Raw genomic sequence first — 13,966 nt, 5'->3', positions numbered from 1 at the left:
GCCGGAGACGGTGCCGGCTAACAGTCCGTGGGCACGGGGACGGCGGCCGGCCCGCGCCGCCGGCGGGCACCGATCCCCACCGTCAGCAGGAACCCGGCGGCCAGCGCGATCGGTACGGCGTGCGAGAAGCCGACCACGGTGAGCGGGCTGAACCGCTCCAGCAGCCCGGCGCTGAGAAGCATGCCGACGCCCATGCCGAGGCTCTCGGCACTGGCCACCAGCCCGAACGCCTGGCCGCGCCGGTCGTCGTCGACCGCCTGGATCCGGGTGGTGTAGGAGATCTCGGTGAAGCCGTCCGCGAGCCCGGCACCGAGTGCGACGACGAGGAAGAGGGGGGTCGGCAGCCCGGTGAAGGCGAGGATGAAGCAGGCCGACATCAGCGCGGTGCCCACCGCGAAGGCCCGTTCGCCGGGCTCCCGGCCGCGTTTGACCAACAGTCGGGAGACGAGCTGGTGGGCCCCCAGACTGCCGACCGCCCAGGTGGCCCAGAACAGGCCCAGCACCGCGGCCGGGTTGTCCGGCGACGTCCGGGTGGCGAACACCGGCAGGCCGATGTTGTGCGCGGCCGAGCCGAAGGCGTCGACCAGCCGGATGGCGACCATCGCACCGATCACCGGCAGGGAGCGCAGCAGCACCAACCCGGCGAGGCGCCCACCCGGCTCCGCCGCAGCCTGCCCGGGGCCGGCGTCGCGCGCGGCCCGGGTGCGCAGCGGCAGCCGCAGCACGACTGTGCCGAACACGACGAAGCTGGCCGCGTCGGTGAGCAGCGCGGCGTGGAAGCCGGCCCAGGCCACCAGCACCCCGGCGGAGGCGAACCCGAGCACCATCGCCGTCGAACGCCCGGTCACCAGAACGCCGTTGGCTCGAGCCCTGTGGTCCGGGCCGACCATCTCGGGCACGCTGCTGCGCAGGGCGACGCCGCTGAGCGTGCCGGCCGCGCCGAAGAGCAGGGCCAGCGGGTAGAGCACCGGGATCCGCAGGTGGTCGGGGACGATCGCGAGTGCCACCAGGCCGGTGGCCTGGGCGAAGGCGCAGCCGACCATCAGGAGGCGGCGGTCGAGGCGGCCGACGACGCGCCCGGCGAGCATGCCGGCACCGAAGCCGCCGAGAAGACGTAGCGTCAGATACCCGGCCGTGCCGAGGGCGTTGCCCGCGGCCTCGTAGGCGAACAGGCTGAGCGCGACCATGTTGAGCTGGCTGCCGTAGCTGGAGACGGCGTCCCCGACGGCGAGCCAGTAGAACGGCCTGGGCAGGCCGCGTGTGGCGGTACCCCGGTTCGGAACGGTGCGATCCCCCACGACGGCTCCATTGCCATATGACATTTCATGATGACATTTCATGTGGATCATAGGGCGGCGCTGTCGGCGGGATCAAGGGTTCGATTTCCCGCGGCGCTCAGACCATACGCCAGTACGCCGTCAATTCGAATGGAACGTTCAATTCCGGCCACCCCGGCGGCCGGGCGGGCCCGATCGGACGGGAACGCCCCGGCCGCCGCCGGCGGTTTCACGGGCGAGCGGCGGCCACCCGGTGCTGCGCGGCCCGGTGGCCGCCCGTCGGGGCGCGGCCCGTCGGCGCCACCGTCGCGCGTCGGCACACCCCCGGCAGGAAGGTTCGCTCCAGGTGACCCGGCGTCAAACCGCCGTGGTGGTAATCGACGCAACGGATGCGGATCACCGTGTCGTCCCGGCCGCCAAGTAGGCGGCCGCCGCGCGGAGGATCTCGATCGTCCTCCGCCGCGCGGGATTGTGCCGACGCAGCGGAATGAGCTCCCCGCGCTCGGCGCCGGTCGGCTCGCCGGGACCGCTCTCACCCCGATCGGCGCGGTCCCGCTTCACCCGGTCCCGCGACCCCGCCGGGCTCACCTGTCCCCGTGTCCCCGAGTCCCCGTGTCCAGGTATCCAGGTGTCCACCCGCAGGGCGGACTTCACGGGGTGGGTCCCACCATTTCGTCCGTCACGACCGCTCGGGCCGCTCGGTGAAGTCCAGGACGGTGACCGAGGGGCGACGGGTGGACAGCGGTGGGACGGTCAGCGCGAACGGCAGCAGGGCGCCCACCAGCCCGCGTCCGCCGGTCGGCCGGACGTCCCGCACCGCAGCCACCGCCGGGCCGGCGGTGCGGAGCTTGTCCCGCTCGCCCGCGTCCATCGCCCACGGCATCGGGGGCGCCTGGTAACCGCGAGTACGCACCTTTCCGTTCAGGGTGAGTCGACCGAACCAGCGCGGCACGGCGTCCAGCACCAGGGAGCCCCCCGGGAACCGCTCGGCGCAGCCGGCGATCAGGTCGCGGACCTCCGGCGGGCGCAGGTACATCAGCAGACCCTGGGCGGTGATCAGGACACCCTGGGCCGGGTCGACCTCGTCCATCCAGCGCGGATCGGTGACCGAACAGGCGAGCAGCCGCTGCCGGCGCTCGGCCGGGAGCAGCCGCTCCCGCAGGGCGATCGCCTCCGGCAGGTCGACCGAGAGCCACTCCGCCCGTCCGTTGTCCACCCGCCAGAACGTGGTCTCCAGCCCCTCCCCCAGAGAGACCACCGTGCCGCGCGGCTCCCGGGCCAGGAAGTCCGCCACCTCCCGGTCGAAGCACCCCACCCTCAACGCCTGCAGCTGGGACTGGAGGCCGCTCGTGCCGAACCGGTCGGCGAACGGATAGTCGATCCGCTCGACCAGCTCGACCGCCTTGGGGTCGCGGAGCACGGCATCCGGCCGACGGGCCTCGACGGCACGCTGGTGGAGCGTCCACAGGGCGGTCTCGGGCAGACCGGTCAGATCGGCCCCGACCGGCGAGGACGGCGTCGGTTCGGACCGCCCGGTGTCGGACGGCGCTCGGTCGGTCGGTGCCGGGTGGCGGGCGGTCATGGTCACGCTCCTCGGGACGTCGTGGCTGGACCCGCCGATTCTGCACCGCCGCCGGCCCCGGCCCCGGCGCGGCGCGCGGGCGGCGGGCAGACCCCGCCGGTCGCCGTCAGCCCACGCTGAACGCGCCGGCGGGCGGCGGCGGGGACGGTTCGGCGTGCTCGTCCAGGACCGGCCGGGCGCGGCCGACCAGGGACGTCAGGTCGTCCCCGTCGCACAGCCGGGCCGGGAACGGGTCGGCGGCCAGCAGCCGGCTGAGCTCGCGCACGGGGAGCGGCCGGTCGGAGCCGACCAGCAGGATGTTTCCGTAGCGGCGCCCGCGCAGCACCGGGGGCTCGGCGATCAGGCAGGTGTGCGGGAACACCGCCCGCAGGGTCGCCGCCTGGGCGCGGGCGAAGGCCAGCGGCGGGCCGTCCGCGAGGTTGGCGGCGTAGCAGCCGCCGGGGCGCAGCGCCGCGGCGGCGTGCCGCAGGAACTCGACGGAGGTGAGGTGGGCGGGCGTCCGCGAGCCGTGGAAGACGTCGGCGATCACCAGGTCGGCCGAGGCCGCCGGGGTGGCGGCCAGGGCCGTGCGGGCGTCCGCGACGGTGGTGGTGATGTCGACCCCCGGGCCCTGCCAGGGCAGCCGCTCCTCGACCAGGGCGAGCAGCGGGCCGTCGATCTCGGCCACCCGCTGGCGGGAGCCGGGCCGGGTGGCGGCCAGGTAGCGGGGCACGGTGAGCGCGCCGCCGCCGAGGTGCAGCGCGTCCAGCGGCACGCCGGCCGGGGCGATCGCGTCCACCAGGTGGCCGAGCCGCCGGGTGTACTCGAACTCCAGGTGGGTCGGGTCGCCGAGGTCGACGTAGGACTGCGGGGTCTCGTCGAGGGTGAGCAGCCAGCCGCCGTCCTGGTCGAGGTCCGGCATCAGTCTGGCGAGGCCGAGGTCGACCGCGCGCTGCACCGGGACGGGCTCCGCGAGCCCGTCGGTGTCGTTGTTTCTCGGCATGACGGCAGCATAGGCGCCCTGGTGCGGGCGGCGCCGCGCCCGCCGCGGAGGCGGTGCCGCGCCCGAGGCTACCGGCCGGTATCGTCGGTGCTCCCCGGATCGGTGGATCCCGTGGCGGCAGGTCAGAGCAGAGGATGGGTGGGTCCGACGTGGAGTTCCGAGAAGACATCCTGGGTGCCCCGTACGAGGCGGCCGAGCTGCCGCTGAAGTCCGACGAGGAGGGCGCGGTCACCGCGACCCTGGTCCGGCGGCTGGTTCCGGGGGCCCGGCAGGCCGTGCTGTACCTGCACGGCTACACGGACTACTTCTTCCAGACCAACCTCGCCGACCACTTCGCGGCGGCCGGGTTCTCCTTCTACGCCCTGGACCTGCGCAAGTACGGGCGCTCGCTGCGGCCGCACCAGTCGCCGAACTTCGTCCGCGACCTGGCCGCCTACGACGAGGAGATCGACGAGGCCGTCCGGATCGTCCGCGAGCAGGACGGCCACACCCGGCTGCTGGTCAACGGCCACTCGACCGGTGGCCTGGTGGCCGCGCTCTGGGCCTCGCGACGGGCCGGCCGCGGCCTGGTGGACGGGCTCTTCCTGAACAGCCCCTTCCTCTCCATGCCGGCCGGCGCCGCCGTGCGCACCCTGGGCGGGCCTGCCATCGACGCCCTCGGGCGGCTGGCCGCCCTGCGCAAGCTGCCGGCCCCGCTGAACCCGCACTACGTGCACAGCCTGCACCGCGACCACCGGGGCAGCTGGGACTTCGACCTCACCCTGAAGCCGGCCGAGGGCTTCCCGCTGTACGCCGGCTGGCTCGCCGCCATCCACCGCGGGCAGCGCGAGGTCCGCCGCGGCCTGCACGTCGACTGCCCGGTCCTGCTGATGGCGTCCACCGCCTCCACCGTCACCACCGGGTGGGATCCGGCGCTCCTGCACACGGACGCCGTGCTGCGCGCCGACGACATCGCCGCCCTCGCCCCGCGGCTGGGTCGCCACGTGACCACCGTCCGGATCGAGGGCGGCATGCACGACCTGGTGCTCTCCGGCGAGCAGGCGCGCGGCCAGGTCTTCGCGGAGCTGGACCGCTGGACGGGGGCGTACTTCCCGGTGGCGGCGGCGAAGGCCTGACGCCGCGGGCACGCCGGCGGTCTCGGACGGACGGTCGCGCGGCCCCGCTCCGTCCGGACCGGTCGTGGCCGTCCGGACCGGCCGCGGGGGTGGCGGCGACGGCGGGTGGCGCGGACCATGGCCGGGTGGAGCGGTGGCCGGAAGTCGCGGGTGGCGGCGCGGTCGACACCCCCGGGGTGCTCGACCTGGCGCCGACCCCCCGCACCGCCGTGGCGTGGGTACCGCCGGCGGAGCTCTGGCCGCCGATCCAGGACATCCGCTGGGAGCACGACCCGCAGATCCGCCGCTGGCCGCCGCACGTCAACCTGCTCTTCGGCTTCGTGCCCGAGTCCGACTTCGCCCGGGCGGCGCCGCTGCTCGCCGCCGTGGCGGCCGGCACGCCGCCGTTCACCGCGCGGCTGCAGGGGGTGCGCAGCTTCCGGCACCACCGGTACGCCACGGTCTGGCTGGATCCGGCCGCCGCAGGACCGCGGCCGTGGACGGCGCTGTACCGGGCGCTGGTCGGGCGGTTCCCGCGGTGCACCGGTCACGGGCACGGGTTCACCCCGCACCTGTCGCTGGGCCGGACCGGCGATCCGCGGCGGTTGTCGGCGGAGTGCGAGGCCAGGCTCGGCGGGCGGTCGGCGACGGTCGGGGAGCTGACGCTGCTCGCGCGCCGGGGCGAGCGGCCGATGCTGCCGCGGGCGACGATCACGCTGGGGACGGGCGAGGTCCGGTGGCTCCCCGAGGCGGGCCCGGAGGGCCCGGCGGACGGCCGGCCGTGAACCGGTGCCGGCCGCTGCGAGCGGCCGCGGCCCCTCGGGCAGGCCGCGGAAGCAGCCCGGCCGGCGCGGCGTTGTCCAGGGTAGGGGCGGCGAGGAAGGCGCGTCGGCGCGCGGGGCAGCGGGGAGGACCGGAGCGCACTCCGGGGGCCTCGGGGCCGCCGCGGGACGTCAGAAGGGCCGAGCCGTGTCCGGTACTCCTCCCGAGCCCGACCGCTCCGCCGCGGGGCAGCCGGAGCTCGACCCGTACTCGCGGACGGTGACCGAGGTCGCCGCCGAGCTGACCCCGCGCGTGGCGGCCCTGCAGGTCCTGCGGCGCGGCCGGGGTGGCTGGTTCGCGTCCGGGACGGGCTCGGCCGTGGTGTTCACCGAGGACGGGTTCCTGCTCACCAACGCCCATGTGGTCGGGCACGCCGACGCCGGAACGCTCGCCTTCGGCGACGGCACGACGGCCCCGTTCCACACCATCGGCGCCGATCCGCTGTCGGACCTCGCCGTGCTCCGGGCGGACGCGGCGACCCCGCCGCCGGTGCGCCTCGGCGATGCCGCCGCACTGCTGGTGGGACAGCTCGTGGTCGCCGTGGGCAATCCGCTGGGGCTCGCGGGCACCGTCACCGCGGGCGTGGTGAGCGCCCTCGGCCGCTCGCTGCCGGCCCGGACCGGGACGGCCACCCGGATCATCGACGACGTGATCCAGACGGACGCCGCGCTGAACCCGGGGAACTCCGGCGGAGCCCTCGCCACGGCCGCCGGCGAGGTGGTGGCCATCACCACGGCGGTGGCCGGAAACGGACTCGGCCTGGCCGTCCCGATCAACGCCACCAGCCGTCGGATCATCACCACCCTGCTGTCCGACGGGCGCATCCGCCGCGCCTACCTCGGACTCGCCGGCGTACCCGCCGCGCTGCCGCCCGCTCTGCGGGCGCGGACCGGGCGGAAGGACGGGATGCGTGTCGTGGAGGTCGTGCCCGGGGCGCCCGCCGCCCGGGCCGGACTGCGGGCGGGCGACCTGCTGCTGACCGCCGCCGGCCAGCCGGTCGCCGACGCCCAGGCGCTGCAACGGCTCATGCTGGCCGACGCGATCGGGCGCCCGCTGGCGCTCACCGCCCTGCGCGGCGAAGCCCTCGTCGACGTGATCGCCACCCTCGCCGAGCTCCCGGCGGACGACTGATCCCACCGACCGGTCCCACCGACCGGTCCCACCGACCGATCGCGCCGATGCGAGGCGGTCCGACCCCACCGCGGTGCCTCCGCGACGGCCCGCGGCCCACCCGACCGGACGGGCGGCGGCGTGGTGGCCACACGGCCCGCGTGGCCGCCCCCGGCCGGAGAGGAGCAGGTCAGCGGGCCTGCGACGGTAGGGTCCGGCAACCGGCGGCCAGTGGTGCGGCGCCCGGCGAGGGCGATTCCGGAACCACCCCGGGCCGGGTTAATCCTGTGCCACCGGCATTTTCTGACCGGCTATACGTACACGCTCGGCGAGCGCGGATCCGTCATCTGACGGGTCCTGACAGGAGGACCGGCCCGGGCCCGGGAGCAGCACCTAGGCTCCAGGTCATGCCCACTACAACTTTCAGGCGCTTCGGCCTGTCCGCGATCCTGTCCCTCGTCCTCGGCCTGGTGTTCATGGCCGCCCCGGCGCACGCGGACTCCCCCGCCCTGTCGGTCAGCGCGAGCGCCTCGACGGTGTCGCCCGGCGGCTCGGTGAGCCTCTCCCTGACGTTCACCAACGTCCACGACACGCCCGTCCAGTTCATCTACCAGTCCGTCCAGCCGACCTGGCAGACCACCCAGGTCGCCGGCCTGAACTTCACGCTGAGCAGCAACACCGTCGGCTACACCGCTCCGGTCGCCCCCGGGGCGAGCACCACGGTGACGCTCTCCTACCAGGTCGCCGCCGACTCCGCCTGCGGCGTGCGGATCGACCTTTACACGTACCTCTACTACGAGTACCAGAGCGGCGCCCTGACCGAGTCGACCATCCAGGACCTGCCCGGCAGCGACGTCGTCTGCGTCTGACCTCCACCGACCCCCGCCCGGACCCCGCCGACGTGGTCCGGGCGGGCACACCACCCCCTGAACCCGTGAACCGATCCATCCCGCACCGGCCCCGTGGACACGGGGCCGGTGCGGCCGTTCACCCTCGACCGCAGCGGCGGCGGACCGCTCCCCCCGGGGCGGTCGGCAGCCGCCGGGGCGAGACAACCCTTTCCTCAATGTTCGCTCAAATCGCCAAATGCATCGTTGACTTGACCGAGCGTCACACCGTAACTTCGGGCCCCGGGGTTGGCACCGTTCAGTCAAAACAGTGCCTCGCCCTCGCTCGACGGTGCGGTCCGACCATGGACCGGACCCGTATCTCTGCAGCGCACACGCAACGTGGTGGGGGGACCCGTGGGCGACAGCGAGAAGAGACCAGCACACGGTGGCGACCCGGTACCCGACGGGGAGAGACCGACCCGCTTCACCGTCCTCGGGCTGCTGGCCATCGCGGACAGCCGTGAGGTCGCGGTACTGCAGCCCTCCAAACCCGCCGCCCTGCTGGCGGCACTGCTGGTCCGCCCCAACACCGTCGTGTCGGTCGAGTCGTTACAGCGGGTGATCTGGGGCGAGGAGACGCCCGCGACCGCGAAGGCCGCCCTGCAGACCTGCGTCCTGCGACTGCGCCGGCTGTTCGGCAAGTACGGCATCTCCGGCAACACCATCGAGGCGGTGCCCGGCGGCTACCGGATGGCCGCCGACACCGGGACCCTCGACCTGCTGCAGTTCCGCGCGCTGCTCGCCCGGGCCGCCGCGCTGACCGATCCCGGCGCCGAACTCGACCTGCTCCGCTCGGCCCTCGCCCTCTGGCAGCTGCCGGTGCTCGGCAACGTGCACTCCGACGTGCTGCACCTCGACGAGGTCCCGCGACTGACCGAGGAGTGGGTGCGCACCACCGAGCGGATCTTCGAGATCCAACTCGCGCTGGGGCGATGTCGCGAGGCGCTGGCCGAGCTCCGGCCGGTGGCCCACTCCCACCCGCTGCACGAGCGCTTCTGGGAGCAGCTGGTCGAGGCGCTCCACCGCACCGGGCGCCGGGCGGAGGCCCTCGCCGAGTACCGCAGGGTCGAGGAGCACCTGCGGGCCGAACTCGGGGTCGGCCCCGGACCCGCCCTGCGGCACCTCGAAGGGATCGTGCTGAGCGGCGAACCCTGGCCGGCCGGCCGCCTCCCCGACCGGTCCGCCGACCCCGGCGCGTTCACCCTCCTCGGCCCCGCCGCACACCCGCGACGGCCGGAGCCGGCCGAGGCTCCCGGCCTCCCGGACCAGCTCGACCGACTCGACGGCGTCGACCAGCTCGACCAGCGCGGCGCCGACCGGGGAGCCGGCCCCGGGATGTGCGCCCCCGCCAGCGGGGAGCTGGTGCTGGCCAGCCTGGTGCGGGCCGGGCTGCTGGAGGAGTGGCCGCAGGGCCGGTACCGGATGCACGAACTCCTGCGGACCTTCACCCGGGCGGCCACCCTCGGCCGCCGGCCCGCCCCACCGCCCCACCGCGCCGAGCGCCCGCCCGGCCATCGCACCGAACGCTCCGACCACTCGGAGCACCCCAACCGCTCAGACCACTCCGCAGAGCATTCCGTGGAGCGCCCCGCCGGCGCCCCGGAGCCGACCGAATCCCCGCGGCAGCCTGCCGCTCCGCTGCGTCCGACAGAGGTGTGAGGGCCCATGGCCGCGTACGAGGAGATCACCGACACCCGTCCACGGATCCGCCGTGACGTGCTCTTCAGCCGAACGCCGACCGGCGTGCTGTTCCACAACGCACACGGCGGTTTCAGCCTCACCACGAAGCAGGCGTACCGCTTCGCCTCGCTGATCGTGCCGCACCTGAACGGCCGCAACAGCGTGGCCGAGATCTGCCAGGGGCTGGGTGACACCCAGCGGAGCATGGTCGTCGAACTCGTCCGGGCCCTCTACAAGCGCGACTTCGCCCGGGACGCCGGCCCGGCCGTGCCGGCCGGCTCGCCGGGCCCGGCCCCCGAGGTCGCCTCCCGGTTCGCCGCGCAGATCGACTACGTCGACCACTACGTGGGCGAGGCCGCGAGCCGGTTCCAGCGGTTCCGGGAGACCCGGGTGGCGGTGCTGGGCGACGATCCGATCGCGCGCTGGTGCGTGCTCAGCCTGGTCCGCAACGGCTGCGCGGAGATCGGCGTCGCGGCCGGGGTGGACCGGCCCGGCAACGGGTTCGGCGAGGTCGAGGAGGAGGCGGCCGCCCTCACCGCGGCCGGCTGCCCGGTCTCGATCACCCGGCTGGGCCGCGCCGAGGGCCCGGCCGGACCGGACCCGCAGGGCCCCGACCGGGTCGGCCCGGCCGAGCTCGGCTGGGCCGACCTGGACGGCTACGACCTGGTGGTCGTCACCGGCGGACCGGACCGGACCGGCCACCTCGCCCGCCTGCTCGCGGCCGGGATTCCCGCCGGCCGCCGGCTGCTCGGGGCCTGGACCATCGGCGAGCGGGCCGTCATCGGTCCGCTGATGTCGGCGGACACCACCGGGTGCTGGACGTGCGCGGCCCTGCGGCTGGGCGCGAACACCGACCCGGGCGCCGCCGCGGACCTCTGGAGCGCGGTCGGCCCGCTCGCACCGCTGAGCCCCGGCGGCCCGCGGATCGGGCGACCGCTCGCCGCGATGATCGGCAACCTGCTCGGCTACGAGGTGTTCCGCCTCACCACCGGGGCGCTGCCCGCCGAGACCGACGGCCGGCTGATCATCCAGGACCTCGACTCCCTCGACGTGGTCGCCGAGCCGCTGCTCCCCCACCCGCGCTGTCCGCGCTGCGGCGACACCGCGGTCGCCGCCGCCGAGGGCGCCCGCAGCGCAGCGGCGGCCGGCACCCGGGACACCGACGCGCGCGGCACGGAAACGCTCAGCACCGCCGCGCTCGGCACGGAAACGCTCACCGCCGCCGAGGCCTTCGCCGACCTGACCGCTCCCGGGGCCGACCCGGAGAGCGGACCGCTGCCCGCCGACGGCGCCGCCGAGGAGGCCGCCGCCCAGGCCGCGCTCGCCGAGCTCGACAGCCGCGCCGTCCTGCTCCGGCCGAACGCCGGCGTCTTCACCGCCTACGCCGACGACGGCTGGGAGCAGACGCCGCTGAAGGTCGGCACGGTGGGCCTCTCCCTCGGCCACGGCGCCCGCCGCGAGATCTCCGCCTTCGACGTGCACCACGTCGCGGGTGCCCGGCTGCGCGCGCTGTACCGGGCGGCGGAGGTCTACGCCGAGCACGTCGTGCCCCCGACCGGGCTGCTGGGGGCCGCGGCCGCCCGGGCCGCAGGGTCCCCCCTGGTCGGGCCGCGGGAGTTGGCCATCGGTGCCGGCACCGGCGCCGGCACCGAGGACGTCCCGCTCTGGGCCCCCGCCCGCTCGCTGGTCGGCGGCGGGCCGGCCCTGGTGCCCGCCGCCGCGCTGCGCACCTTCGGCCCGTACAACCGCGACCGGGCCTTCGAGTCGACCGGCGCCGGGACGGGCGCGGCCGGCTCACCGGCCGGGGCGACCGCGCGCGGACTGCTCTCCGCGCTGGCGCACGACGCCCTGCGCCGGACTCTGCGCGGCGCACCGGCGGCCCGGATCGGGTTGGACGCGTTCCAGGACGACGCCGAACTCGTCTTCCTCGCCCGGTCCGCGAAGAACCTCGGGCTGGAGCTCGAACTCCTCGAACTCGGCGCCGGCGACGGCCAGGTGCTCCCGGTGGCGCTGGCCCGCGCCGTCGATCCGGGGACCGGCCACACCGACTGGGCCGTCGCCGCCGGCCTGCGGCTGCGCGGCGCGGCCCTGGAGGCGGCCCGCGACCTGCTCGGCACGGTCCAGCTCGGCCGGAACACGGCGGCCGGGCAGCCCGACACCGGCGACCCGCTGGTCCGCGAACTGGCCGCCGGCGCGCTGCCGCTGGGCACCGGCGCGCCGACCGACCCGGCCACGGCGCTGACCCTGCCCCAGGTGCTCGACCGGCTCCGGACCCGGGGCCGGGACGCCCTGGTCGCGCCGGTGGCCGCCGCCGACCTGCGGGCGGGCGGCATCACCGTCGCCCGGGTGCTGCTCACGGACGGGCCGACCGGTGCCCGGTGACCTGCTCGTCCGCCCGGCCGCCCCGGCGGGGCCGCTCGCGCGGACGGGGTACACCGGCCCGTGGGCCGAGCTCTGCGAGGCCCTGGCGGCCGGCCTCACCGAGGCCCTGACCCGGCTGGCGCCCGAACTGCGCCTTCAGGTCTGCGTCCTCGGTACCAGGGACGAGCTGGCCGTGACCACGCCCCCGGACGGGACGGCCACCCCGGTGTACCTGTACGGGCACCACGCGATCATCGGCCCCTACACCCCGGACGCCCCGGACGCCCCGTACACCCCGGACGCCCCGGCCGGCGCCGCCCCGGCGAGCGGCGCGGCGGCGGCGCCCTGTCCGCTCTGCCTGGCCCGACGCTGGCAGGCCGTCCGCTCCGGCCCGCTGCGGGAGGCGTTGGAGCTGGGCGGTGAGACTCGGGGCGCGGGCAACCCGCCGTGGGCGCTGCCCTTCGTCGCCGACGCCATCGCGGCGCTGGTCGCCGCCCGCCGCGAGCGGCCACCGGCCGGCCGGTCGGGCGGGCGCTTCCCCGCGGTCGACCTGCTGGACCTGGAGACGCTGCGGGTCAGCGGGTTCCCGCTGGTGCCCGACGCCGAGTGCCCGCGCTGCGACCGGCGGACCGACGACACCGCCGAGGGTGCCCGGATCGAGCTGCGGAGCCGGCCGAAGCCCGCGCCGGACGTGTTCCGGGTGCGCGACGCCGACGCGTACGAGCTGCCGCTGGAGGCGTTCGTCAACCCGGTCGCCGGGATGCTCGGGCCCTCGGTCGTCCCCGACCTGGTGTCGGCCTCGACCTCGGCCACGGTCGGCTGCTTCACCATGCGCTCCGGCGACTACCTGCGCGAGTGCTTCTGGGGCGGCCACACCGCCGGTTACCGGGCCAGCACCCGGGTCGGCCTGCTGGAGGGCCTGGAGCGGTTCGCCGGGATGCGGGCCCGCGGCAGGCGCACCACCGTGGTCGCCGCCTTCGACGACCTGGGCGACCAGGCCCTCGACCCGCGCACCTGCGGCCTCTACCCGCCGGAGTTCCACCACGGCGAACCGGGCGTGCGACCGTTCGCCCCGGACCGTCCGATCCCGTGGGTGTGGGGGTACTCGCTGCGCGACCGGCGCCCGCTGCTGGTACCGGAGATCCTCACCTACTACCACGCACCCGGCGGGCTGGCGAACCGGTTCGTCCAGGAGAGCTCCAATGGCTGCGCCTCCGGCGGCTGCCTGGAGGAGGCCGTCTACTTCGGGCTGATGGAGGCCGTCGAGCGCGACGCCTTCCTGCTGGCCTGGTACGGCCGGCTGGAGCTGCCCGAGCTCGACCCTCGGACCGCCGCCCGGCCCGAGATCCTCGCCATGGTCGACCGGTTGGAGATGTACGGCTACCGGGCCCGGTTCTTCGACACCCGGATCACCCTCCCCGTCCCGGTGGTCACCGCGGTCGCCGAACGGATCGACGGCGGTCTCGGCCGGCTCTGCTTCGGCGCGGGCGCGAGCCTCGATCCCGAGGCGGCGCTCTGGGCGGGCCTGTGCGAGATCGCCACCGACGCCGTCAACCTGCGCCGGCGCACCGCCCGCGAGGAGCCCCGACTGCGGGCGATGGCCGAGGACTTCGACCGGATCCAGGTCCTGCACGACCATCCGCTGGTGTACGGGATGCCGCAGATGGCGCAGTACGCCGACTTCCTGCTCGCGCCCGGGGCCGGTCGACGGAGCCCGGCCGGGATCGACAGCCTGCGCGCCGCCGGCCCGTCGGGGCTCCCGATGATCCGGCCCGGCGGCGACCTGCGGGCGGATCTCTCCGCCTGCGTCGAGGCGGTGGCCGCCGCCGGGTTCGACGTCGTCGTGGTCGACCAGACCATGCCCGAACAACAGGACCTCGGCCTGTGCACGGCGAGCGTCCTGGTGCCGGGCCTGCTGCCGATCGACTTCGGCCGCAGCCGCCAACGCGCCCTGACCATGCCCCGGTTGCGCACGGCGCCGCGGAAGGCCGGGCTGCGCTCCCGGGACCTGCGGACGGACGAGCTCAACCCGGCGCCGCACCCGTTCCCATGACCCCGCCGCCGACCGGCCCCGCCCCGGGCGCCCGGCCCGCACCGGCCCGGCACCCGACCGGTGCGCGGGGCCCAGGCCCCGAGCACGACCCTTCCGGACCCGACCCCGAGAGGAC

At 75.7% G+C, this 13,966-nt stretch carries 10 protein-coding genes; 7 read left to right on the top strand and 3 right to left on the bottom strand.

Annotated features, from left to right (window positions below; translation table 11 throughout):
• Nucleotides 1-17 precede the first annotated feature (17 nt).
• The 3 genes from ACFTWP_RS23430 to ACFTWP_RS23420 form a co-directional block, all read right to left on the bottom strand.
• The gene (locus ACFTWP_RS23430) at nucleotides 18-1,298 is read right to left on the bottom strand and encodes an MFS transporter (protein WP_380266631.1); all 1,281 of its coding nucleotides are present in this window, start codon (nucleotides 1,296-1,298) and stop codon (nucleotides 18-20) included.
• A 658-nt stretch (nucleotides 1,299-1,956) separates the two neighbouring features.
• On the bottom strand, nucleotides 1,957-2,859 hold the full coding sequence (locus tag ACFTWP_RS23425) for a class I SAM-dependent methyltransferase (protein ID WP_380266630.1): 903 nt from the start codon (nucleotides 2,857-2,859) through the stop codon (nucleotides 1,957-1,959).
• A 106-nt stretch (nucleotides 2,860-2,965) separates the two neighbouring features.
• The gene (locus tag ACFTWP_RS23420; protein WP_380266628.1) at nucleotides 2,966-3,841 is read right to left on the bottom strand and encodes a spermidine synthase; all 876 of its coding nucleotides are present in this window, start codon (nucleotides 3,839-3,841) and stop codon (nucleotides 2,966-2,968) included.
• Nucleotides 3,842-3,990: 149 nt separating this feature from the next.
• Here ACFTWP_RS23420 and ACFTWP_RS23415 point away from each other — a divergent pair, with 149 nt between their 5' ends.
• The 7 genes from ACFTWP_RS23415 to ACFTWP_RS23385 all read left to right on the top strand — a co-directional run bounded on the left by ACFTWP_RS23415 (nucleotide 3,991) and on the right by ACFTWP_RS23385 (nucleotide 13,851).
• On the top strand, nucleotides 3,991-4,956 hold the full coding sequence (locus ACFTWP_RS23415; protein ID WP_380266627.1) for an alpha/beta hydrolase: 966 nt from the start codon (nucleotides 3,991-3,993) through the stop codon (nucleotides 4,954-4,956).
• Nucleotides 4,957-5,081: 125 nt separating this feature from the next.
• The gene (locus tag ACFTWP_RS23410; protein ID WP_380266626.1) at nucleotides 5,082-5,720 is read left to right on the top strand and encodes a 2'-5' RNA ligase family protein; all 639 of its coding nucleotides are present in this window, start codon (nucleotides 5,082-5,084) and stop codon (nucleotides 5,718-5,720) included.
• 184 nt (nucleotides 5,721-5,904) lie between these two features.
• The gene (locus ACFTWP_RS23405; RefSeq protein WP_380266624.1) at nucleotides 5,905-6,888 is read left to right on the top strand and encodes a S1C family serine protease; all 984 of its coding nucleotides are present in this window, start codon (nucleotides 5,905-5,907) and stop codon (nucleotides 6,886-6,888) included.
• A 386-nt stretch (nucleotides 6,889-7,274) separates the two neighbouring features.
• Nucleotides 7,275-7,736: a hypothetical protein gene (locus tag ACFTWP_RS23400; RefSeq protein ID WP_380266623.1), complete on the top strand. Its 462-nt coding sequence runs from the start codon at nucleotides 7,275-7,277 to the stop codon at nucleotides 7,734-7,736.
• A gap of 375 nt (nucleotides 7,737-8,111) precedes the next feature.
• Nucleotides 8,112-9,416 (top strand): BTAD domain-containing putative transcriptional regulator, encoded by a 1,305-nt coding sequence (locus ACFTWP_RS23395; RefSeq protein WP_380266622.1) that lies wholly within the window; start codon nucleotides 8,112-8,114, stop codon nucleotides 9,414-9,416.
• Between the two features lie 6 nt (nucleotides 9,417-9,422).
• Nucleotides 9,423-11,819: a TOMM precursor leader peptide-binding protein gene (locus ACFTWP_RS23390; RefSeq protein WP_380266621.1), complete on the top strand. Its 2,397-nt coding sequence runs from the start codon at nucleotides 9,423-9,425 to the stop codon at nucleotides 11,817-11,819.
• Nucleotides 11,809-13,851, top strand: coding sequence for a TOMM precursor leader peptide-binding protein (locus ACFTWP_RS23385; RefSeq protein ID WP_380266620.1), 2,043 nt, complete (start codon nucleotides 11,809-11,811; stop codon nucleotides 13,849-13,851). Before ACFTWP_RS23390 ends, ACFTWP_RS23385 begins: the two co-directional genes overlap by 11 nt.
• Nucleotides 13,852-13,966 lie beyond the last annotated feature (115 nt).

This window comes from Kitasatospora sp. NPDC057015 (assembly GCF_042673745.1).
Taxonomy (GTDB): domain Bacteria; phylum Actinomycetota; class Actinomycetes; order Streptomycetales; family Streptomycetaceae; genus Kitasatospora.
This window is presented reverse-complemented; position numbering and strand designations above follow the sequence as displayed.